We start from the raw sequence: 23,555 nt of genomic DNA, 5'->3' as shown, positions 1-23,555 counted from the left end.
ATACACCTCGTTAAAAATCCATCTGTGCTGTGAATAACAACGTCCGTCCTGGCGAGGGCATACGGCCCCGGCTAAAATCGACTCCTCTGAAAAAATAATGGTGATTGAACATGTTATTAATCCCCAAACCGGCTGTAATTTTCCGGTTATCCCAACGAAAATTATGGGTTACTTGCGCGTTCCATACCCAGAAAGAGGGGATTTTCCCAATGGCGCCGGATTCATTCTCGACTACGGTATTAGCCCCATCGCTAAATGATTTGCTTTGATACAGACCATTCAGATTCCAGTTCCAGTTTGCGCGGCGGTAGTTGGCCCAGAAGTTAAGCTGGTGATGCGCGGCTAAAGGCAGTTCATTGCCTTTAAATTGACCAGAACGCTGTTCCGTATCGATATAGGTATAGCCCGTTCTAAGATCAAGCCCATTAATCTGCTTGGGCTGCCACGTCAATTCAGTTTCAATCCCCTGGTGACGCGCTTTCCCAAGATTTCGGAAGCCCACGGCCTGGCTTATAAATTCCAGCTTGTTATCAAACTCGATGCGAAAGGCGGCAAGATTGATTCCAACATTCTCCAGCGGATTTAGGCGCAACCCTGCCTCAAAATTGTCGGCCCGTTCGGCGGCCTGAGCACCCCCAAACGTAATTTGCGTAAACTGGACTGGACGAAGTGATTCGTGGAAGTTACCAAATAAAAATATAGCGTCGGTGATCTGATAACCGACGTCGACCCCCGGTAACCAGTCTTTGGTTGGATTGCTTTCTTTAGCGCCCGTTTGATTATTACGAAAATCCAGATAGACCTGTTCACGGCGTATGCCCGGCGTGATCTTCAATTTATCGTCGAAAAGAAAAAAAGTATCGCTGATATAAGCGGCAAAAGCGTGATTCCCAAAACGCCAATCCCGTGCAACGCTGAACTCATTTGTCAATAAATTACGTGCATCAACGATATAATCAACTTCTTCGCGCATATAACGCGCACCAATAGAAATTTTCTGTTTAATCCCTTTGTTAATATAGAAAGAAAATCGGGGCTCACTGCCATAGACCAGAAATTCTCGCGGTGAAGAGCGCTCTAATGTGGACGCTTCATCCGCATTAAGGGCATCACCAAAGAAGAATTCGCGATTACTGCGATGGGCAAAATTGGTCCAGCTGAATTCGGCACCATTATCAAAATACTGGTTATAAATTAAACTCCCACGCAAGGTATCACCCGTAAATCGATCTAACGGGCGCGTGGATTGATTGCGATTCTGTTTATAGGATTCGGGCGTTAATGCCCCGGGTAGATTATTTCTGGTTTGATAATATTGCAGGCTGCCTTTGATATCGATATTATTCGTGGGATACCAATTTAGATCAGCCATTATATTGGTAACCTGCGTATCAGAATGCGACCGTATCGAGTCACCATTAATGAAGTTACCCTGCAGCTGTAGCCCAAGCCTGTCGTTAACGAAGCCGCCCACGCGAATATAACTGTCTGCCAGCATGTGTTGCGTGGATGGTGATAAGGAAAGGGTTTCCCTTAGGGTCATGGTTTTACGTGTCGGAATTCGCTTGGTCACGAAATTAATGACACCACCCACATTATTTGGACCGTAATGAACCGCAACCCCCCCTCTGGCCACGTCAATACTTTCTATCGCATTCATCGTTAGCGGAAACAATGACAGTCCGGTTTGCCCATAAGGCGCAAGCGTAATGGGTACGCCATCAACCAAAACCAATGCCTGTTCGCTACGTAACGGGCTGAGGCCACGTATGCCGATATTGGGTAAAATACCCGTCCCGCTTTCATCGAAAACCCGTACACCGGGCACATTGCGTAAGGCATCTTCCACAGTGCGTGCACCCGATTCAGTCAGTTCCTCGCTGGTAACAACCGTACGTGCGCCAGGATGACTGCTCACGGTTTCTGGTGTTGGGGAACCCAGCCAGTCACCTTTGATCGTCATTTCCTTGAGTGTTGCCGTCGACTTATCGTCTTGCCCTTGTGCCAACCCAGGAATAAAAATAATCAGACAAAATAAGCATGCCCACTGAATGTTGGCACCTTTTACCATTGAAAGCCTCTCCGCACTTTTTTCTCCTAAATAAAACAATCAGAAAATATCGGCTGGCTTCCTACCCGGAAAAAGAGTGCGGTGGCTGGCTGCTATAATTTTTATGAAAACGCTTCTTTAATACCCCCCTCATAGGAATGCTTTCTTACCATCCCCTTTTCTACCATTACCCTGGAATAACCTGTTTATGACCCCAACAAAACATGATGACAGCAGATGGCGCTCATTTTTTGTATCAGTCTCTATTCATAGCAGAGATGCACAGTAAAAACGTTAAAGCGACTTCAAATCCACGAACTGAATACCGCTAATGCGACTAATAATACGAATGATAATGATTGTTATCTAGATTGTCTATAACAACCCGAACTTTTTGACAACCCACTAAATAATGCAGTCACGAAATGGAAAATATGAAATGCTTGTAAAAAAAGTCTTATATGACACGTTCGCATCGTAGGCACGATCGAAGTATGGGCGCTGCTTGAAACTCATTTGCCTGGCTGCCAAGGCGTTTGGGGAGGCATAACTAGAGATAACCGCCAGTCCATTAATGCCGTTTTCTGGATTATACGCACGGGCGCATCATGGCGGGATTTTCCGCCGGATTATGGGGGTTCGAACAACACACACCACCATTTTATCCGCTGGCGCGACAAAGGTATCTGGGAAAAATTAATGGAAATTTTGATTGACGATCCGGATTACCAGTGGCTTATGATTGATGTCAGTCTCATCCCCATGCCGCCGGGGCTAGGGGCGGAAATCAGGACATGAGTCGCACGAAAGAGGGCTCAATACAAAGATACATCTAGACATGGCGCGGCATCGCCACAAGATACGCCAAAAATACTGCTTCATTCCTTGCCACTGTGCAAATCAGATGTATCACTCTCTGGGCAAACATCTCATGACTGTAATTCCAGGATGCACACAAGTATTAGCGTGCATATTCTCTATATTTAATCAAACGGTAACACGATGCAACACACGTAATTCCTGAATCATTTGGCGTTCATCCCCTTTCCAGATGCCTTGATTTCCAATATAGATATCAGCCAGCGCACTGCGTCCCATGACGCGACGAATAAAATTAAGGATGGTGTCTGCGACACAGTCTGGATTATCCGTGGCTGGGAAATGTCCCGCCCTTGGAATATAAGTAATTTGCACATCATCTGTGCCTAATACATGAGCAAATCGTTGTGTCTGTGCTGCCGGCATCATATTGTCATACTCACCCCACATAATCAGTGTCGGAACAGTGATGTTCTGGTACTGCACACCCTGAGGATTATATTGTGGATGATATGGCAGTAGCAGAGCTGGGCTAAGAACTGCAGCGCGATCTGCTAGCACTCGGATGTTGTGTAATTTTAGGCGCATAGTAGTTGATTTGGCGACATCGGTGACGCCATCATCTGCACTATTGCGCTCATAATCCACATCAACATAAGGAAAAGTTAGATAACGCAAATTGTATTGATTGTATTTGGAAGGGTTATGCACCATTGATTTTAGAATTTGTACCAGCGTCTGATCAAAGGCTGCAAATACCATCGCAAACTGGGCATCGCCCTCTTGTGTATTGGGAATTTCGGAGGCTCTGCCGATAGCCTGTATTTCATTAACCGGATAACCATCGAAAGCAACCGGATCCATCTGTACGAATGCATTCAAACGGTCGCCATGCATCGCGGCATATTGTGACGCAATACCGCTACCCCAGTCGTCGGCAATAAAAATGAATTGCCGTCCTGGATATTCTTTCTGCATTAGTTTTTCAATATAATTAACATCGTTAACCCAATTCCACATGGCATTAGGAGCGCGATTATTTTTACGACCATAAAGTCTTGGCTGGGAACTTTCACCCATCCCCAGCATGTCAATGGAAATCGTTTCACAGAAGCGTGATACTTGTGCCTGCACTGCTTCCCATTGCGAGCGGTTGGTTGGAACACCATGCAAAAATAAAACTAATGGCCCCTTATTGCCCATTTTAGTCCATGCAATTTCAAAATCATCCGACCAGTCAGTTTTAGCACTATGTGCATCACCTATTTGCAGCAAACCCTCGACCGGTGCCTTGTAACGGAAAACACCCACTTCCGGGATGCCTTGGGGACGATAGATTGACAAATCAGGAGTATTACCTGCGGCCCGCAATGGTGGATGGCTGAGTGCACTATAAAAATTGTAACCCTCCGAACTTTCGGGAACTGAATTCATCTTGTTATCCTGTAATTATTGATTTGATTGGCGCTGTGAACATCTGAATATCATGTAAACCACATTATCATAAATGATCATTGATCATCATACATAATCATTCCTATAATGTGACCCATGCTATAATAAAAGTCAATATTTTTATAAAGCCAGGCTGGTGACCTGAAAAAACTTGAAAAGATGCAATTGAAAACTATAAGCATAATCACAAACCTAAGAATTTTACTGAACTAAATAAGCGTTATTTAGGGAGAGCGTCTGCATGAGCACTACTGAAAATGTTACTGAATCACTTCTGAACATCAAACAAGCGGCCAAGATTCTAAATGCCAGTGAGATATCATTAAGGCGCTGGAGTGACTCGGGCAAATTAACATGCCTGCGTATAGGGGTTAAACGCGAGAGGAGATATCGCTTAACTGATCTACGGGCTTACCTTGAGCAGGATCAGGTGCCTGCTAATATGGTTCCATTTGAACATGCGCCAAGCCGAATCGCTCATATTGATCTTGAAGGTATCACAATTAATTATGGTAGCCACTTATGTGCATTTTATGACACCGATTTGGGTCGACTAAAATTAGCCTTACCTTTTTTACTCGGTGGCCTTCAAGCAGGTAATCGTTGTTTCGTAGTTGCTACTGCCGAGGTTCAATCCATCATATTAAACGAGCTACGTGATGTCAGATCCGATATTGATCAGGATGTTGAGAATGGTCATATTGTTTTGACCGAGGGTATGGCAGACAGCACAGCGCTCTATACTTTCTTCGAAAATGCTTTTATGAATGCCAATAAACAAGGTATTCAAGGTCTGCGAGTACTCGGTGATATGGCTTGGACCTTACAAAAAGGTATGGGAACGGATGAGTTAAATGATTTTGAGACCAGATACAATCAGGGATTAGGACACCATTTTCCAGTTGTAAGTTTGTGCCAATATGACGCTAGGCTATTTTCAGGTATAGCTATTTTAGGCGCACTCAAATGTCATGGCGACACTTTCCATTATCCATTGGCTCATTTCTTAGGTGTGTAAGTTTAAGTCGTATTTATACAATGAGACCTTTGCAAAACCCCTTGCCGGAAGTTTTATACTATTGATTATAAAAGATTAATTTTTCAACTATTGGGGTTTTGCAAAGGTCTCACAATATATAACTAACACAATTAACAGGTTTAATCGTGTGACCCTGCGCATGTTGCCTTGATATGTACTGTCAAAATGGAGTCTATCGGTTTAAGCAGCCAGCAGATTGGCATCTTTTCTTACACCAACTGTAAGAATCATCAGGTTAGGCTCGACCAATGTGTTAAGAATTCGTTTTATCCATGAGGAGAGTCTGTGAGCAAAACCGCACTGTTGGCAAGACTCCATCCGTTTATTGACTAGCTACAGGAGATCGCTTGGGGGCAGGTATTATTGAATCTTTGTGACACCTACGGCATGGCATCCTATAGCGCAACAATGAACGAAATCCAAGGGAATAATAATGAATGAAGATTGAACAAGCACCGGTCGCCGATAATGAGGCTTCCAATACCACAGATTTCACGGACCCAGTGTTCCTCCAGCAATTACGCATCCAGATGTTGAAATTTGCCAGCCTTCAACTAAGAGATGAAGCATTGGCGGAAGATGCTGTGCAAGAAGCATTAATTGGCGCATTAAAAAATGCCGGATCTTTTGGCAGGCGCTCAGCGTTGAAGACTTGGGTCTTCGCCATCCTTAAGAATAAAATCACCGATGTGCTTCGCAAAGGACAACGGATGGTCGAAGCCAGCCGGTTGACCTCAGGCCATGAGAATGAAGAAAATCTTGATACACTGTTCGACATCAAGGGTTTTTGGCAAGAGAGTGAGCGTCCCGCTTCCTGGTCCCAGCCGATGGAATCCGTCAAGAACACTCATTTTTGGCGGGTGTTCGAGACCTGCTTGAATGATCTGCCAGAGAATCAAGCACGACTGTTCATGATGCGGGAGTTTCTCGAATTGAACAGCACGGAAATTTGCGAGACTCTGAATATTACAACGAGTAACCTGCATGTCATGCTGTACCGAGCGCGATTACATTTGCGTGAATGTCTGGAAAATCGCTGGTTTAGTGAAGGTAAAAAATCATGATGATGAATTGCCAACAGGCCACTCGCCTATTTTCTGACGCCCAGGAGCGTCAATTATCTTTAACAGAGCGCGCTACGCTCAAGATCCACATCATGATGTGCGCTGGCTGTCGTAATTTTGGCAAGCAAATGGGCATATTACGCGAAATTGCGCATGATTATGCAAAGGGACCCAAAGGTGCCAACAGCGATGAAAAATCAGTAGATTCTGGTGATCATCGAGATTAGTTCATCTCGAGTTTGCTTCAATCACAAGTTACGGCCAGTTAGCCTCTATTGGGTCACGGAAGAAACCCTGTAGCACTCTGATCAGGGTCTGCAACAGGTGATTAGTATAGTTGCTCAGCGTCTTTTGCGTGACACCCGGAATGACTTCGAACGCCTGTTCTGGTAGATAAATTAACGATATGTGGAGTGTTTCAATACTCAACCACGCTCTTACACCACTGCACAAATGAAATAATCTGTAAGAAATCATCCAGTATCCCCGACAAAGCTTCAAACACTGACTATTTGTCTTTGAACACAGGAGAACGCGATGCATGCAACTTTACCGCTTTTGAGAATCACTGACTTTCCGGCCATTCAGCGAGGAAGCCTGGAAACTCTGCAAGTCAGTCTTGGTTACAAATGCAACCAGCGTTGTCTACACTGTCACGTCAATGCTGGCCCCGATCGCAAGGAGATGATGGATCGGGAAACGTTGGATCTGATCCTCCCGGTCATCAAGTCCCGCAATATCAAAATCCTGGATCTGACCGGTGGAGCACCGGAGCTACACAACGACTTTCGTTATCTAGTGACACAAGCCAGAACGGCAGGTAAGCATGTGATTGACCGGTGCAATCTGACCATTTTGTTCGAGCCCGGGCAAGATGGTCTGGCTGGATTTCTGGCCGAGCATCAGGTGGAGATTGTTGCGTCGCTGCCGTGTTATTCCCTGGAAAACGTAGACAAACAGCGTGGCAAGGGTGTCTTCGATAAAAGCATCGCCGGACTACAAAAACTCAATACACTTGGCTATGGCAGACCGGGCAACGATTTGCTGCTTAATCTTGTCTATAACCCCCAAGGAGCGTCACTGCCCCCGAACCAACAGGCGCTGGAGGCCGATTATAAGCGAGAACTGTTCGATCATTTTGGGATCGAGTTCAATCATCTGTATGCGCTGGCCAACATGCCCATCAAGCGCTTTGGCTCGACTCTGATTTCCAGGAACCAGTTTCAGGACTATATGCAGCTGCTGAAAGCCAACCACCAACCGAACAACCTTGAACAAGTCATGTGCCGCTCCCTGGTGAGCGTAGATTGGCAAGGTTATTTATACGACTGCGACTTTAATCAGCAATTAAAATTACCTTTGGGCGGTGGAAAACGCAAACATCTACGTGACCTGCTAGAAGATGGTCTGGAAGGCAAATCCATCCGTGTAGCGGATCATTGCTTCGGTTGCACTGCCGGACAGGGTAGTAGCTGTGGCGGAACCCTCTAGAGAAAAAGAGCAGAAAAAAAAGCGATAACCATCAGCCATAACGGACCTCAACGACGGAGTAATCTAATGAAGAAAGTAATTTTATTAACCGTACTCGCTGCGATAGTCGTTGGCTTTTTCTATTTCGATCTCCATCGCCTACTCACACTGGAAGGATTAAAAAGTGGACTGACGCAATTTGAGTCTTGGCGTGGAGCACAACCCGCTCTGATAGGCGGTGCCTTCTTACTACTGTATGTGTTGGTCACTGCCTTGTCCCTACCTGGTGCCGCTGTGATGACACTGGCTGCCGGTGCCTTGTTTGGTCTGTTGTGGGGAACTGTGATTGTGTCCTTTGCCAGCACGATTGGTGCTACCCTGGCTTTTCTCGTATCCCGCTATTTGCTGCATGATGCCGTACAAAAACGCTTTGGTGATCGCCTGAAATCCGTTAATGAAGGCATTAAAAAGGACGGCGCTTTTTATCTGTTCACATTACGTCTTGTACCCGTATTCCCTTTTTTTCTGATTAATCTGTTGATGGGGCTGACACCCATCCGAGTAGCCACTTTCTATTGGGTCAGCCAGTTGGGCATGCTGGCTGGTACCCTCGTTTACGTTAACGCAGGCACACAGTTAGCACAGCTGGACAGCTTGTCGGGCATTTTATCCCCATCGTTGCTGTCGTCATTTGCACTACTGGGGCTTTTTCCACTGATCGCTAAAAAAATGCTGAGTGTGATTAAAGCACGCCGTATCTATGCCCGGTACCCAAAACCCAGGCACTTTGACCGCAACTTGATCGTGATTGGTGCCGGAGCCGGAGGTTTGGTCACGGCTTACATCGCGGCAGCGGTTAAGGCAAAAGTCACTCTGATTGAAGCCCACAAAATGGGCGGTGATTGCCTGAACTATGGCTGTGTGCCAAGCAAGGCGTTAATTAAAAGCGCAAAACTGGCGCACCAGATGCGGCATGCAGGCCATTATGGTTTAGAAGATACCAACCCCGAATTTTCCTTTCGCAAGGTTATACAGCGGGTGCACGAAGTGATTGCCAGGATCGAGCCTCACGACAGTATCGAGCGCTACCAAGACCTTGGTGTAGAAGTAATCCAGGGTTATGCCAATCTGGTCGATCCCTGGACGGTGGAAATCAAATGCATTGATGGCAGCATTCAGCACCTCACCAGTCGAGCCATCGTACTGGCCACCGGCGCGCGCCCCTTTGTACCACCGCTGCAGGGTATTGAGGAGGTGGGTTATGTTACCAGCGATACCCTGTGGGATGAATTCGCCAAACTGGACGAAGCCCCCAAACGATTGGTAGTGCTGGGTGGTGGACCTATCGGCTGCGAGCTGGCACAGAGTTTTGCACGCCTGGGTTCTCAGGTAACCCAAGTAGAAATGGCACCACGCATCATGATTCGTGAAGACCAGGCAGTTTCCGAGCTCGCCAAGGCTTCACTGGAACACGATGGCGTGGCCGTGTTGACCCATCACAAAGCGCTTCGTTGTGAAAAGGATGGTGATCGCAAATGTCTGGTTGTGGCACACAATGGCGAGGAAAAAAACATCGAATTCGATGTCCTGCTCTGTGCCGTGGGCCGTGTGGCAAGGTTACAGGGTTACGGCCTCGAAAAGCTGGGCATCGAAACTAACCGCACCATCGTAACCAACGACTATTTAGAAACCTTATATCCTAATATTTTCGCCGCTGGTGATGTGGCGGGCCCATATCAATTCACACATACCGCAGCCCATCAGGCCTGGTATGCAGCTGTCAATGCTTTATTCGGCCAATTCAAAAAGTTCAAGGTCGATTACCGCGTCATTCCGTGGACCATTTTTATCGATCCTGAAGTGGCTCGGGTGGGGCTCAACGAACAGGAAGCCCGGGAAAAAGGGATTGCTGTTGAGATGACGCGTTACGAGTTGGACGATTTGGATCGCGCCATTACCGATGGCGCGGCCAAAGGCTTTGTCAAGGTACTCACCGAACCTGGCAAAGATCGCATTCTCGGCGTGACCATCGTCGGCGAATATGCAGGTGACCTGATGGCGGAATTCGTACTAGCCATGAGGTATGGCCTTGGGTTGAACAAGATCCTTGGCACGATTCACGCCTACCCCACCTGGGCGGAAGCTAACAAATATGTTGCAGGCGAATGGAAGCGAGCCCATGCACCACAACGTGTGCTGGTCTGGCTGGAAAAATATCACAACTGGAGAAGAGGTTATGCCCCAAAAAAACACACTGATAATACTACTATTTAGCTGCCTGACACTACAGACCGCCTGGGCTGAGAATATCGATTACAGTACCTGGAACAGGCTGTTAAAAACACATGTGTCATCCGTAAATGGTGGTAAATCAACCACGGTAGACTATCAGGGTATGGCCGAGGAACGTAGCCGACTAAAACAGTACTTATCAACGCTATCGAATGTCAGCCAGGATCAGTTTGACACCTGGCCCAAGGATGAACAGCTGGCCTTTCTGATCAACGCCTACAATGCCTGGACTATCGAGTTGATATTGACGGCATGGCCGAATCTGAAATCGATCAAGGATCTTGGCGGCCTTTTCAGCTCACCCTGGCGCAAAGAATTTATTCCTTTGCTGGGCAAGACGCGCTCACTGGATGATATCGAACATGGCTTGATTCGCAGTTCAGGGCGCTATAACGATCCGCGCATTCACTTTGCCGTCAACTGTGCCAGCGTCGGTTGCCCGGCATTGCGCCCGGAAGCCTATGTGGGGAATCGTCTGGATGATCAGTTAGAGCAACAGACACAGCTATTTCTCAGCGACTCTAGTCGCAATCGCGTGGAGAATAGTGTGATCAAGCTGTCTTCCATTTTTAAATGGTATCGGGAAGATTTTGAGCAAGGATGGTTGGATTATCACCGCCTGGAGGATTTTTTGATTGCTCACGCCGCTGCGCTCAATCTTTCAACGGCAATGAAAGCCAGGCTGAAAACCGATGATGTTGCCATTGAGTTCCTGGATTATGACTGGCAACTTAATGAAAAACGCTGAACAAAAAATTCAGGCCTGCCGTTCCGAGCTATCTATTATCGTACCCATGCTCAACGAACTCGATACCCTGCCGGATCTAATGGCTCATTTGCAGCAATGGCAACGTCTGGGTTGTGAGGTTTTATTGATCGATGGTGGCAGTGACGACGGATCTGCGGATATCGTGGAAGCAATCGGATTCAAGGTCATTCGCTCGGCTCGGGGACGTGCCTTGCAAATGAATGCAGGCGCGGCAGCGGCCAAAGGTTCTATTTTGTTATTCCTTCATGCTGACACACGCCTGCCAGAAGATGGCCTTGAACACATTTTAGGTGCCTTAAAGAAGCATCGGTGGGGCCGTTTTAATGTCCGTATTAGCGGTGAAGCACTGATGCTTCGCGTGGTGGCTTTTTTTATAAATCTGCGATCGCGGCTCACCAATATTGCAACCGGCGATCAGGCCTTGTTTATAGAAAGAACCCTTTTTGACAAAGTGCATGGTTTTCCAGCGCAGCCGCTCATGGAAGATATTGAGCTATCTAAGCGATTACGATATTTTGAACGGCCTGCCTGTCTTTCTGCAAAGGTCACCACCTCCGGACGTCGATGGATAAAATACGGCATCTGGCGCACTATCCGATTAATGTGGATATTACGTTGGGCCTACTGGCGAGGCGTACCGGCTGAACAACTGGTAAAGCGATATTACCGAGCGGAAAATGATGAAAAAATCCCTTAGAAAGCGAATTCGAATCGTGATTTTTGCCAAGGCACCTTTACCCGGTTTGGCCAAAACAAGGCTGATACCGGCGCTTGGCCGGGCAGGTTCAGCTCAGTTAGCAAAGAGATTGCTCAACCATACCCTTGAGCAGTCCCTTGCTGCAAATATCGGACCAGTGGAACTTTGCGTGTCACCAACCGCGCTGCACCCGATCTGGCAGGACTTGGCTCTGCCGGCCTCGTTCGAATGGAGCGAACAAGGCGATGGTGATTTGGGCGAACGTCTCAATAGGGCCTCTCAACGCGTTACCAGCAACGGAGAGGCCATTTTGTTGATCGGCACCGATTGCCCTGGGCTGACCGCTGAAAAATTGTGCATGGCTGCTGAAACACTGCATCATCACGATGCCTGCATGGTGCCGGTGAGCGACGGTGGTTATGCGTTGTTGGGTATGCGTCAACACCTACCTGCCGTATTCAGCGACATACCGTGGAGTACGGATGCTGTTGCGAGAATAACGCGGCAACGGATTTTAGAGCATGGATTTGCTTTACAACAATTAACAGCGTTACATGATATTGATGAACCACAGGATCTGCGCTATCTGCCTGCAGGCTGGAGACAAGACTCAGCCAGGAAGGGTGGGATTTACGACATTAACACTAACGATTAACTTTTAAATGCGATAGGAGGAAAAATCTATGAGCCGAGAATCATCCATTCCTGACGACCTAAAAAAGCCATTGTTATATTCATTACTGGCATTACGCCTTGGCGTATTTATTGTGATGTTGATGTGGACGCTCGACAAATTCATCAACCCATCACATGCCAGTAAGGTGTTTGAGGCCTTTTACGGCATTGGCTGGTTGAATCAGCATTCATCTTATTTTATTGGCACGGTCGAGATGTTGCTGATACTCGCTTTTGTCGCAGGTCTTTGGCGGCGCTGGACATACGGTGGCGTTTTATTAATACATGCCATCTCAACCTTTTCTTCCTACAAACAGTATCTGGCGCCTTTTGATAACCTGCTTTTTTTGGCAGCCTGCCCTATGTTGGCTGCTTGCCTTGCTCTTTACTGGCTAAGAAACTGGGATATGCTATTCACTTTTCCTCTTAAGGGTAGCAGATAATGTGGCGAATACTACGAATCCTGTTTTTTTCATTCATTATTTGTATCGATTACACAATGGCTGATCAACTGAACGATATGGTCAATGCGCCCCATCGCGAAACGACATCACAACGGGATCACTATCGACACCCGCTGGAGACACTCACTTTTTTTGATATACAACAAGACATGACGGTGGTAGAAATTTGGCCAGGTACCCATGGTTGGTATACCGAAATTCTTGCGCCTTATTTACGAAAAAAAGGGAAACTCTATGCGGCGCATTTCAACGCGAATTCCACATCACCTTTCTATCGAGATTCGCGCAAGCAGTTTCTGGATAAACTCCGGGTATCCCCTGATTTTTACGATAAAGTAACTATTACTTCCTTTAATCCCCCATCATACGTTGACATAGCGCCTGCCGGTAGTGCCGACCGGGTTCTTACTTTTCGTAATATTCATAACTGGTATATGCGAGGAGGTGGCGATGAACGGGTACTGGCCGCCTTTTCAGCCTTTTACAGGGCACTAAAACCCGGTGGTATTCTGGGCGTTGTCGAACATCGCCTGCCCGACACACGACCGGAATCCGATCAGGAAGGCAGTGGATACCTACGAGAGAATTACGTTATTCGATTGGCAGAACAAGCGGGATTCAGATTGCTCGCAAAAAGCAATATTAACGCCAATCCAACCGACAGTACCAACCATCCCAAAGGAGTTTGGACATTGCCGCCCACGCTACGGCTCGGCGAATTACAACGAGACCATTACTTGTCTATCGGAGAAAGTGATCGTATGACACTAAAATTTATCAAGAGCACTGACTAAGGGTATTTTCGGTTTCCGAACCAGTGCTCATGGGGTTGAAGCAATAGAAATAACTCGTCATGATTTGATCTGATTCATTCCCATCGCGGCATTCATTCCAAACGTGCCTTGGCAAAACCCCGTATTGTACGGGCAAGTTTAGTCATCAATCCGAAGTCATTCAATTTAACAAGGATATTTCTCAGGCCCGTTAGCGGATCATTCTCTGGGACAAAAATGCAATCAGGTCGACAGCGAGTGCCAGCATGGCGCTGTTGGTCAGACCGCTGGTGGTGAATTCGAGAAGGACTTTCATCCTGTACTGGCACCGCTCAAATCAGGTGATGATTATGCCGCAACCATCAATAACGACCGGGGCAACCACTACTCTATCGGGACCAATATGCCAAATACCTATACTGAACGTAGCCATATGTGGGTACTCCAATTAAGCATTGATAACGCAGGTTACCGGATAAAAGAGCGACGCAATCTTATTATGGATGTTCAAAAAATCTTTGGAAAATTAATCCTTATCCACTGTAAGAAAACCAGAAATCGCTGCGACCAATAGGAAAAATCATTATAAGGCATTTCTTTTATGTTGCAGCCCAGTCAAGCCATTGCATCTTTCAGCTTATCCGCATTGGGAGAATCAAACTGGCCACCTCCCAAATTGGCAGAAGATATTTCCTACTCACGTATACACACCATGCCAGCGGATTTCCTGGTGGATTACCATGAGAGGATTCAAAAATTTACTTGGCTGCAAGCCGAGTCGAAGCCAGCTAAAGTCTAAGTCATAAAATCTTTGGAGTTAACACTATGCATCAAGTCGTACAAGATTATTACGGTAAACAGCTGCAAAGTACTGCCGATCTAAAGACCACCGTCTGTTGTGACACAAGCAATCTACCGAGCTGGCTGAAGCCTCTGCTGGATCGCATCCATCCTGAGGTACTGTCACGCTACTATGGCTGTGGCTTGGTTTGCCCATCGCTACTTAAAGGGTGCCGAGTGTTAGACCTGGGATGTGGATCAGGTCGTGACGTTTATGCATTGGCGCAGTTGGTAGGCCCGGAGGGTGAGGTTATCGGTGTTGACATGACCGACGAGCAACTGGCAATAGCCCAGTCAAATCAGTGCTGGCATGCGGAAGCCTTCGGTTTTGATAATGTACGCTTTATCAAGGGCTATATCGAAAAACTCGATGAGCTCAATCTGGAACCCGGCTCCTTTGACATCATCGTATCCAATTGCGTGGTAAACTTGTCGCCGGATAAAACAGCGGTATTGCAGGGAGTTCACCGGCTGCTCAAGCCCGGTGGTGAATTCTATTTTTCTGATGTCTATTCCGACCGCCGTATTCCTGATATCGTACGCGAGGATTCGGTGTTATACGGTGAATGCCTAGGTGGCGCTCTGTACCGGAACGATTTTCTGCGTCTGGCTAACATCGCCGGCTTTGCCGATCCCCGGCTGGTAGAGGATCTCCCCTTAAGCGTGACCGATGAAGTGCTGACTCAGAAAATCGGTAACCTGCGGTTCTTCTCAGCAACCTACCGACTATTCAAACTCGACGATTTGGAGAGTGCCTGTGAGGACTACGATCAGGCCGTAGTTTACCAGGGTACCATTCCGCACAGCCCACGCCACTTCATCCTGGATAAATATCATGCCATTCCGGCAAGCCGTGTATTTCCGGTTTGTGGTAACACCTGGCGCATGTTGAAGGACACGCGCTTTGCCAAACACTTCATCTTTATCGGCGATTTCAGCCGGCATTTTGGTTTGTTCAAAGGCTGTAGCTCGAACATACCTTTTGATACCATCAGATCAACGACGGAAGCCAACCCATGTTGCTAGTCGAAAGTTCAGATCATCACTCAGGAAAGCCAGTGGCATCCCGGTTGCGAATCTTGGTGTTCTCTGCCAGGAGCTCCGCCCACCCCATTATGGCGGAAGCCTTGGTGTCACTACTTCTAGCCACTAATGCCAAAGAATCTACCCTCAGCACTATGAGGAAACTCTCATGATAAGATTGCCGGTTAAGGTACTTATCCTATGGATCATCGTCATGAGCAGCTTATCCGTAGCCCAGGCCAACGACAAGCGCCTAACACTGACCGGATCAAGCACTGTGGCCCCCTTGGCATTGGAAATCGCCAAACGCTATGAAGCACAACACCCCGGTGTGCGTATCGACGTGCAAACCGGCGGTTCATCCCGTGGCATTAATGATGTGCGTATGGGACTGGCCGATATCGGCATGGTGTCACGGGCACTAAAGGATTCCGAACAGGACCTGACGCCTTACCTGGTCGCCATGGACGGCATCGGTATCATCCTCCACCAGCGTAATGCGGTATCTGCTTTGAGCGATGAGCAGATCGTCAATATCTATACCGGAAAAATCCGCAATTGGAAGGAAGTCGATGGCGCAGATCAGCCCATCACCGTGGTGAATAAGGCTGAAGGGCGTTCTACGCTAGAGCTATTTTTGCATTACTACGCACTAAAAAACAGCCAAATCAAAGCACAAGTTGTGATTGGCGACAATCAACAGGGCATCAAAACGATAGTCGGCAATCCAGGTGCCATTGGTTATGTCTCCATTGGCACCGCGGAGTATGAGGAGGCCAGAGGCACGCTCATCAAGCTACTGCCCATGGCCGGTCAACCCGCCACAGTAATGGCCCTGGCCAGAGGTCGCTATCCCTTGTCGCGACCACTAAATCTGATTGTCAAAGCACAGCCGTCCGACCTGGCGCGTGATTTCATCACCTTCGCTCAATCTCCCGCCGTTCGGGACTTAATCGAAGCTCAGTTTTTTGTGACACCTTAAGGGGACTGTCTCGCAATATGCGACTTATCCATTTTTCACTATATAACCTGAGACTTTTGCAAAAGCCTTCGTCAGAAATTTTCTACTATTGATTATAAAGAGTTAATTTTTCAACTATTGGACTTTTGCAAAGGTCTCAACCTATTAATTATTAGTAAATAGATAAGATAAGCATCTCAATTTTTGACTATTTCGAGATAGGCCCTTAAGGTGTAAGCAGTGAGGTATCCGCAGACATGGACATCAAAAACATCGATAATCGGGCTGATCGTCGACTCAGTGCACTGCTGGTGTTATTGGCCGGCGGCGTAGCCCTACTGTTAGCACTCATTATGCTGTTATTGCTGAACGAATCCTGGCCCTTTATCGCCAAAGGATGGCGAGAAGGTACATGGCTGGGCCTTTTCCAAAATCAAGGCTGGTATCCGTTGGAGGGGCGTTTCGGCATGGCACCCATGATCTGGGCTTCGCTCGCTGTGACCTTAGGGGCGATCGTCTTAGCGCTGCCGATCGGCCTGGCCTACGCAGTATTTCTGCAGTTTTATGCGCCAACTGCAACCGCATTGGGTTTCCGACTGCTACTCAATTTGCTGGCTGGTGTGCCCTCGGTGGTATTCGGCCTGTGGGGGTTGACGCGACTGGTTCCCTGGATCGCACAATGGCAGCCACCCGGTGCCAGCCTATTGGCAGCCATACTGGTCTTATCGCTTATGATACTACCGACGGTGGCGTTGACCAGCGCCGCCGCCCTGGCTGCCGTACCCAAAGAATTGATTTCCGGAGCTATGGCATTGGGTTTGCGCCGTAAAACACAGATCCTGTACGTTGTAATTCCAGCCGCCAGATCCGGCATCGCCAGCGGCACCTTGCTTGCCACGGCGCGCGCACTGGGTGAAACCATGGCGGTACTGATGGTGGCTGGCAATGTGGTACAAACTCCGTCTGGCCTGTTTGAACCCGTGCGTGTGCTCACCGCCAATATTGCGCTGGAAATGGCCTATGCCATGGGCGATCATCGCGCCAGCCTGTTTGCATCGGGGTTATTACTGACTTTACTGGTTTGGCTCCTCTCCTGGATCGCGCATCGCGTAACCCGTATCACCAAAGAGAAAAGACAACATGTCTGACCGTGTATTTAGCTGGCTGTTATTTGGCTGTGCCCTGCTGGTGGTGTCATCACTACTCTGGGTTCTGGGCGATGTTGTACTGGAAGGCGTTGCACATTTTACCTGGCAGTTTCTGTTCACCGCGCCAATGGATGCTGGCCGTGCGGGTGGCATCAGCCCGATTCTGGTTTCCACCCTATGGCTATTACTGATTGCACTCACCGTAGCCTTACCTCTAGGACTGGGGGTAGCGATCTGGTTGTCGGAATTTGCCCCCAGAAACAGTCGCTTTGCTGGCAGCATCGGTATCACGCTGGATATCCTCGCTGGCGTGCCTTCCATCGTTTACGGCCTGTTTGGCAATGCCTTCTTCAGCATCTATCTGGGCTTGGGTTTTTCCCTGCTATCCGGTGGGCTGACCCTGGCCTGCATGATCCTGCCAGTGTTTGTGCGCACCTGCGAATCTGGATTGCGCGCGGTCAACGACGATTGGCGGCGCGGTGCCCTGGCATTGGGAATGACTCGCAGCACCACCATTTGGCACATACTGCTGCCGGCCGCACGTCCCGCTATTGTGGCCGGCCTGATTCTCGGTATTGGTCGTGCCACAGCCGAAACGGCAGCACTCCTGTTTACCAGTGGCTATGTTGATCGTATGCCTGGATCACTACTGGATTCCGGTCGGGCACTGGCGGTGCACATCTACGATTTGTCCATGAATGTCACCGGTGGCGATGGCGCAGCCTACGCCTCGGCGTTAGTACTGGTGATCCTGATCATTGTGCTCAACACCCTGGCGCAAAGCCTGGTGGACAGCTGGTTTAAACGGAGATTGACTATCCCATGAGCCGAAAAAAAGCAAGCAGCTATACCCTAGGAGAAATCAAACAAGGCACACCCTGTTGTGTGCCCGAACCTCATTTACAGATACAAGATCTTGCAGTGAGTTACAGCAGAAAAACCGTACTCTCGCAAGTGTCCCTTGATATTTACAAGGGCTGCATCACCGCGTTGATCGGTCCTTCCGGTTGTGGCAAGACTACTTTTCTTTCAACGTTGAATCGACTCACTGACCATCATGAGGGTGCTCGTGTCAGCGGGAAGATTCTGTTCGATGGCCAGGACCTGTTGAACGATCCCGTGGATACCCTTAAACTCAGGCGTCGTATCGGCATGATTTTTCAAAAGCCCAACCCGTTTCCATTGTCGATTTGGCGCAACCTGGAATTGCCCCTAAAGGAGCACGGTGTGCGCGACCACGGGCTACGTCGCCGCAAAATCGAACAGGCACTCAAAGACGTGGGCCTCTGGGATGAAGTGTTTGACCGTTTGGAAACTTCCGCCCTGGCCTTATCCGGCGGTCAGCAACAACGACTCTGCATTGCCCGTGCCCTGGTACTGAAGCCCGAAATTCTGTTGATGGACGAACCCTGCAGCGCGCTCGACCCGCTTTCTTCAGCGGTAGTAGAAGAATTGATTCTGCGCCTGCGCGATCGCTATACGGTAGTCATTGTCACTCACAATCTGGCCCAAGCCCGACGTGTAGCCAATTATGCAGGCTTTTTCTGGATGACCGAGCGAGTCGGCAAGCTGATCGAGTTCGGCCAATGCCAGCATTTATTCGAAGCGCCGATACACGAATTGACCGCCGCTTACATTTCAGGCGCCCGGGGGTAAACCAGATAGGTAAAGGTTTGCCTGAGGTGTCCTGATTTTCATGGAGCCCAAAGTTTCATAAAACACAGTATGGTCTCTGCACTGGCCCTGCAAGAAATAATGTTTGGAGTGATGACAGCTCGGGAACAATCCGTATTATCGACGACCATCCATTAAGTTTACTGACCGTAAGCCGGCATTATCCGGTTTATGGTGCCATACCAGCAAGTCAGAATCTGGCCGCCGATATTTATTCGGATTCCGTAACCATGACGATCAATCATCGATGAAATCCCTGGCTTCTTTGCGGGCCGTACACATCAATCCGCTCCGTGAATCCATTCTTCTTCGCCCTACTCTGTTTTGTGAATCCAATATAGCAATCGACAATGCTCCACGTGCATACTGACTGCCAGGCTCCAGGTGATCTCACAGTCCCATATCAGCTTGCATAAATGCATCCCCCTTACAACACTCAAGCAAACGATTTCACTATCGCAATCGATATCATTATTCTTCACCGCGGAATAGACCGGCCTTTTAAAAATGCACATTTAACGAGTTATTCAGCCTACAGATCTGTTTATATTGATTCAGTATAAATGTTGCATTTTAACAACAGTCAGATTTGACAAATATATAATTACAAATGGATAATCTGTGCACAGATATGGACATGAGCATATCATATGGGCGGAACGGTTTTTAAACTTATACCAGAAATAAATAATTGAATACTGAACTGAAGCTTTCACAAAAAAGGATAACAGCATGAAGATAAAGTCAGCCAAAAAATACCTACTTGGAATGATTGTTTTACCAGCATTGTTTTCTGGGACCGTCTTGGCTCATGAAACCTATGCTGATCATGATCATGATCATGACAGCACCGCATTAAAACCAGAAGCTTATGGAGTGGATGAGAGTGGTCAAGTCGTTAGAAATGCTACCGGTCTGTGCTGGCGCACTGGCTATTGGACACCTGCAATGGCAATACATGAATGTGACCCTGATCTGATTAAAAAGCCGGAGAAAGTCGTTGTAGCTCCCCCTCCTGAACCAGAACCCGTACCTGTGGCACCGCCTGAGAAAATCACCTTTTCCGCCGATGCGCTTTTCGATTTCGATAGTGCAAAATTAAAACCCAACGGTATTCAGGCATTAGATGATTTTGCAAACAGACTGCGGAACATTCAATACGACCTGATTATCGCTGTAGGCTACGCAGATCGTATCGGTTCTGATGAGTACAATAAAGCACTGTCAGTGCGTCGGGCTGAATCCGTTAAAGAATATCTGGTATCCAGCAGAGGTATCGATCCAAACCGCGTATTCACAGATGGTAAGGGTGAAGCCAATCCGGTTACCGGCGATTCCTGTAAAGGAGATAGAAGAACCAAAGCATTGATAGACTGCCTGGAACCGGATCGTCGCGTTGAAATCGAAGTAGCAGGAACCCGATCCAGATAGTAAACAAGCAATCCTTTAATCTTAAACTGAAAAAAAGCCCTGCCATTGTGCGGGGCTTTTTTTCTGATTCACAGACAAATGACTTATCCTGTTGAAGTCGATACCTTACTGGAAGCACGCTGGATTATTCCTGTTGAGCCTGCCGGACAAGTATTGCATGATCACGCCATCGCAATAAATGGGGGCCTTATTAAGGCCATCCTGCCAAAGACGGCAGCCCAACTGCAGTTCAGTCCGCGTGAACGCATCGTACTGGACGAGCATGTGCTGATTCCAGGTTTGATAAATTTACACACACATGCGGCCATGTCACTCATGCGCGGACTGGCCGATGATTTACCATTGATGGAATGGCTGAACCAGCACATCTGGCCAACCGAAAGACAACACGTCAGCGCTCATTTCGTCTTAGAAGGAGCTCAACTGGCCTGTGCTGAAATGCTAAAAGGCGGCATTACCTGCTTTAATGATATGTATTTCTTCCCGGAGGCCTGTGCAGAAGCGGCTCTGGCTGCGGGTATGCGTGCGGCCATTGGTATGATTGCTATCGACTTCCCCACCGTCTATGCCAGTGATATCGATGACTATTTGGCAAAAGGAATCGCATTACGCAACCAACTCCACCCGCATCCGTTATTATCATTCTGTTTTGCACCACATGCACCCTACACCGTTAGTGATCAGGCTTTTGCCAAGATACTCACCTACGCCGAACAGCTTGACCTCCCCATACATATACATTTGCATGAAACCCAGCATGAAATCAACAGCAGCCTTGAATCCAGCGGACTGCGGCCGATTGAGCGTTTACACCGACTGGGTATACTGAGTCCCCGCTTGATCGCAGTCCATATGGTGCATCTGACTGAAGATGAAATAAAGCTGATCAGCCAGCAAGGCTGCAACGTGGCACATTGCCCATCATCCAACATGAAACTCGCCAGCGGCTTTGCGCCTGTGACGACTCTGCTGGATTATGGTATAACCGTTGGACTAGGAACGGATAGCGCTGCCAGCAATAATCGTCTCGACATGTTTGCAGAAATGCGACTGGCCGCACTGCTTGCTAAAGCCAACAGTAACCGGGCGCATGCCCTGCCGGCACATCAGGCCCTCAGAATGGCAACACTGGAAGGCGCCAAAGCATTAGGACTAAATGAGATAACAGGCTCATTAACGGTTGGAAAAGCAGCAGATATTACGGCGGTCGATTTTTCCGATATTGACCTATCGCCTTGCTATGACCCGGCTTCGCACCTTGTTTATGCTGCCGGACGTGAGCATGTCAGCCATGTGTGGGTCAATGGTAAAATGCTACTGAACAATAAACAATTGACCACCCTGGATACGATGAAATTGCAACAGTACGCTACAGCCTGGCAAGCACGTATCAAGGCTTCTAACCAACAATAGATGGAAAAGGATAGCAAATGGAAAATGACGGCATCAATGCTGATCCACTCGAGCTAGAGAAATTTAGTCAACTGGCCCATCGCTGGTGGGATCCCAATAGTGAATTTAAACCGCTGCATGAGATTAATCCACTGCGCATGGACTATATCGAGCAATTCTCTGGACTAAAAGGGAAAACCATTCTGGATGTGGGATGCGGTGGTGGCATTCTGTCAGAAGGCATGGCCGTTCGTGGCGCAAATGTTACCGGTATCGACTTAAGCGATAAAGCGCTGAAAGTAGCCAAGTTGCACCTGTTGGAAAGCGGACAGCAAGTCGACTATCGCAAAATCACCGTTGAATCGCTCGCCACAGAACAACCACATCATTTTGATATTGTCACCTGTATGGAAATGCTCGAGCATGTCCCAGACCCACATAGTGTTGTACAGGCCTGTGCCCAGCTGGCCAAACCGGGTGGATGGGTTTTCTTTTCAACGATCAATCGGAATCCAAAGTCATATTTATTTGCCATCATCGGCGCCGAATACATACTGCAACTACTGCCACGCGGCACGCATGAGTACGCCAAATTTATCAAACCATCCGAACTTGCCCGTATGGCGCGTGCAGCAAATCTTACCGGAGAAAAAATTATTGGCATGACCTACAATCCTATCACCCAGGTCTATGCACTGGAACCCGATTCCAGCGTTAACTATATCATGGCATATCGCGCCTGATTCATAAGCATCCTCAATTAACGCATGCAGATTACTCAAATATTATCTGATGATTAAAGCCGTTCTCCTGGATCTCGATGGTACAGTCGCTGACACGGCCCCTGATCTGGGTCATGCCTTAAATCGACAGCGCAGCCTGCGCGGATTAGCACCCTTACCTATGACGCTGATCCGTACCGAAGCATCCGCCGGGGCGCGCGGACTACTGAGACTTGGATTTAATATCCAGCCAGATGACGCGCATTATGAAGGCATACGAGAAGAGTTTCTGAATTTTTATAGTGAACGTCTATGCCACGATACGATTTTATTCTCGGGCATGTCCGCATTACTGGACCAGCTGGATGCGCGTAGCCTGCCTTGGGGTATCGTTACCAATAAACCATCGCGTTTTACACATCCACTCATGCAACAACTGGGCTTGCATCAACGTGCCGCTTGCATTATCAGCGGTGACGAAACAGCGCATAGCAAACCGCACCCGGAACCCCTATTGGTCGCCAGCCGAAAACTCATGGTCACCCCTGCCGAATGCATCTATCTGGGTGATGACATACGGGATGTCAAAGCCAGTCTGGCCGCAGGAATGGAACCGATTATTGCGCGCTATGGTTATTTGGGAAATACGCATCCACCTGAAACCTGGGGAGCCAAATATCTCATAGATCACCCGCAAGATCTGCTGAATTATCTCTAAATTCTGTTAGAATAATGCAGGTTTCGATATTGACGATTGAACTTTTTCATTTCGTTACTATCTTATAGTTACCACAAAG

The 23,555-nt window shown here is 48.0% G+C and carries 23 protein-coding genes and 2 pseudogenes; 22 read left to right on the top strand and 3 right to left on the bottom strand.

What is annotated here, in order from left to right; all coding sequences use genetic code 11:
* Positions 1-10: 10 nt before the first annotated feature.
* Positions 11-2,071: a TonB-dependent receptor family protein gene (locus BUQ89_RS07720; RefSeq protein WP_245812944.1), complete on the bottom strand. Its 2,061-nt coding sequence runs from the start codon at positions 2,069-2,071 to the stop codon at positions 11-13.
* A gap of 453 nt (positions 2,072-2,524) precedes the next feature.
* On the opposite strand from BUQ89_RS07720, the pseudogene BUQ89_RS07715 reads away from it, so the two are divergent.
* Positions 2,525-2,985: pseudogene (locus BUQ89_RS07715) on the top strand (transposase).
* 52 nt (positions 2,986-3,037) lie between these two features.
* On the opposite strand, the gene BUQ89_RS07710 reads toward BUQ89_RS07715, so the two are convergent.
* A complete protein-coding gene (locus tag BUQ89_RS07710) occupies positions 3,038-4,303 on the bottom strand; it encodes an alpha/beta fold hydrolase (protein ID WP_028461750.1) in 1,266 nt (421 codons plus the stop codon).
* A gap of 262 nt (positions 4,304-4,565) precedes the next feature.
* Between BUQ89_RS07710 and BUQ89_RS07705 the strand changes: the two genes are divergently transcribed.
* The 3 genes from BUQ89_RS07705 (at position 4,566) to BUQ89_RS07695 (ending at position 6,654) form a co-directional block, all read left to right on the top strand.
* Positions 4,566-5,342: an MEDS domain-containing protein gene (locus tag BUQ89_RS07705; protein ID WP_028461751.1), complete on the top strand. Its 777-nt coding sequence runs from the start codon at positions 4,566-4,568 to the stop codon at positions 5,340-5,342.
* A gap of 458 nt (positions 5,343-5,800) precedes the next feature.
* On the top strand, positions 5,801-6,427 hold the full coding sequence (locus tag BUQ89_RS07700; protein ID WP_028461752.1) for an RNA polymerase factor sigma-70: 627 nt from the start codon (positions 5,801-5,803) through the stop codon (positions 6,425-6,427).
* A complete protein-coding gene (locus tag BUQ89_RS07695; RefSeq protein ID WP_245812942.1) occupies positions 6,424-6,654 on the top strand; it encodes a zf-HC2 domain-containing protein in 231 nt (76 codons plus the stop codon). Before BUQ89_RS07700 ends, BUQ89_RS07695 begins: the two co-directional genes overlap by 4 nt.
* Positions 6,655-6,682: 28 nt before the next feature.
* On the opposite strand, the gene BUQ89_RS13545 is transcribed toward BUQ89_RS07695, so the two are convergent.
* Entirely contained in the window at positions 6,683-6,904 is a 222-nt protein-coding gene (locus BUQ89_RS13545; protein WP_143071255.1) for a hypothetical protein, read from the bottom strand.
* A 60-nt stretch (positions 6,905-6,964) separates the two neighbouring features.
* On the opposite strand from BUQ89_RS13545, the gene arsS reads away from it, so the two are divergent.
* From arsS to BUQ89_RS07605, 18 genes and pseudogenes are all read left to right on the top strand, one after another.
* Positions 6,965-7,918 (top strand): arsenosugar biosynthesis radical SAM (seleno)protein ArsS, encoded by a 954-nt coding sequence (gene arsS / locus BUQ89_RS07690; RefSeq protein WP_028461754.1) that lies wholly within the window; start codon positions 6,965-6,967, stop codon positions 7,916-7,918.
* A gap of 66 nt (positions 7,919-7,984) precedes the next feature.
* A complete protein-coding gene (locus tag BUQ89_RS07685; protein WP_028461755.1) occupies positions 7,985-10,171 on the top strand; it encodes an FAD-dependent oxidoreductase in 2,187 nt (728 codons plus the stop codon).
* Complete coding sequence (locus BUQ89_RS07680; protein WP_036573232.1) at positions 10,134-10,937, top strand: DUF547 domain-containing protein; 804 nt, start codon at positions 10,134-10,136, stop codon at positions 10,935-10,937. Before BUQ89_RS07685 ends, BUQ89_RS07680 begins: the two co-directional genes overlap by 38 nt.
* Positions 10,924-11,655 carry a TIGR04283 family arsenosugar biosynthesis glycosyltransferase gene (locus BUQ89_RS07675; protein ID WP_051537613.1) on the top strand — a complete coding sequence of 244 codons (732 nt, stop codon included), beginning with the start codon at positions 10,924-10,926 and terminating at the stop codon, positions 11,653-11,655. Before BUQ89_RS07680 ends, BUQ89_RS07675 begins: the two co-directional genes overlap by 14 nt.
* A 16-nt stretch (positions 11,656-11,671) precedes the next feature.
* The gene (locus tag BUQ89_RS07670; protein WP_245812941.1) at positions 11,672-12,310 is read left to right on the top strand and encodes a TIGR04282 family arsenosugar biosynthesis glycosyltransferase; all 639 of its coding nucleotides are present in this window, start codon (positions 11,672-11,674) and stop codon (positions 12,308-12,310) included.
* A gap of 28 nt (positions 12,311-12,338) precedes the next feature.
* On the top strand, positions 12,339-12,773 hold the full coding sequence (locus BUQ89_RS07665) for a hypothetical protein (protein ID WP_028461758.1): 435 nt from the start codon (positions 12,339-12,341) through the stop codon (positions 12,771-12,773).
* A 56-nt stretch (positions 12,774-12,829) separates the two neighbouring features.
* Entirely contained in the window at positions 12,830-13,588 is a 759-nt protein-coding gene (locus BUQ89_RS07660) for a class I SAM-dependent methyltransferase (RefSeq protein WP_143071254.1), read from the top strand.
* A 580-nt stretch (positions 13,589-14,168) separates the two neighbouring features.
* A complete protein-coding gene (locus BUQ89_RS07655) occupies positions 14,169-14,366 on the top strand; it encodes a hypothetical protein (RefSeq protein ID WP_028461760.1) in 198 nt (65 codons plus the stop codon).
* Positions 14,367-14,392: 26 nt separating this feature from the next.
* A complete protein-coding gene (locus BUQ89_RS07650; protein ID WP_028461761.1) occupies positions 14,393-15,433 on the top strand; it encodes a methyltransferase domain-containing protein in 1,041 nt (346 codons plus the stop codon).
* A 211-nt stretch (positions 15,434-15,644) separates the two neighbouring features.
* Positions 15,645-16,412: a phosphate ABC transporter substrate-binding protein gene (locus BUQ89_RS07645; protein ID WP_245812939.1), complete on the top strand. Its 768-nt coding sequence runs from the start codon at positions 15,645-15,647 to the stop codon at positions 16,410-16,412.
* A gap of 236 nt (positions 16,413-16,648) precedes the next feature.
* Positions 16,649-17,539, top strand: a complete 891-nt coding sequence (gene pstC / locus BUQ89_RS07640) for a phosphate ABC transporter permease subunit PstC (protein ID WP_028461763.1) — start codon at positions 16,649-16,651, stop codon at positions 17,537-17,539.
* A complete protein-coding gene (pstA, locus tag BUQ89_RS07635) occupies positions 17,532-18,365 on the top strand; it encodes a phosphate ABC transporter permease PstA (protein ID WP_028461764.1) in 834 nt (277 codons plus the stop codon). Before pstC ends, pstA begins: the two co-directional genes overlap by 8 nt.
* On the top strand, positions 18,362-19,195 hold the full coding sequence (locus BUQ89_RS07630) for a phosphate ABC transporter ATP-binding protein (protein WP_074202558.1): 834 nt from the start codon (positions 18,362-18,364) through the stop codon (positions 19,193-19,195). The genes pstA and BUQ89_RS07630 overlap by 4 nt, the downstream gene beginning before the upstream one ends.
* 77 nt (positions 19,196-19,272) lie before the next feature.
* A pseudogene (locus BUQ89_RS14595) lies at positions 19,273-19,464 on the top strand (Csu type fimbrial protein); the annotation flags it as partial.
* A gap of 481 nt (positions 19,465-19,945) precedes the next feature.
* Positions 19,946-20,644, top strand: coding sequence for an OmpA family protein (locus BUQ89_RS07620; protein ID WP_028461766.1), 699 nt, complete (start codon positions 19,946-19,948; stop codon positions 20,642-20,644).
* Between the two features lie 78 nt (positions 20,645-20,722).
* The gene (locus BUQ89_RS07615; RefSeq protein ID WP_028461767.1) at positions 20,723-22,057 is read left to right on the top strand and encodes a TRZ/ATZ family hydrolase; all 1,335 of its coding nucleotides are present in this window, start codon (positions 20,723-20,725) and stop codon (positions 22,055-22,057) included.
* Positions 22,058-22,074: 17 nt separating this feature from the next.
* A complete protein-coding gene (gene ubiG / locus BUQ89_RS07610; protein ID WP_028461768.1) occupies positions 22,075-22,779 on the top strand; it encodes a bifunctional 2-polyprenyl-6-hydroxyphenol methylase/3-demethylubiquinol 3-O-methyltransferase UbiG in 705 nt (234 codons plus the stop codon).
* 49 nt (positions 22,780-22,828) lie between these two features.
* Positions 22,829-23,476 (top strand): HAD family hydrolase, encoded by a 648-nt coding sequence (locus BUQ89_RS07605; RefSeq protein ID WP_028461769.1) that lies wholly within the window; start codon positions 22,829-22,831, stop codon positions 23,474-23,476.
* Positions 23,477-23,555: the final 79 nt, after the last annotated feature.

Source organism: Nitrosomonas cryotolerans ATCC 49181 (genome assembly GCF_900143275.1).
GTDB lineage: Bacteria > Pseudomonadota > Gammaproteobacteria > Burkholderiales > Nitrosomonadaceae > Nitrosomonas > Nitrosomonas cryotolerans.
The sequence above is the reverse complement of the archived record's forward strand: the minus strand, read 5'-3'. Positions and strand labels throughout refer to the sequence as shown.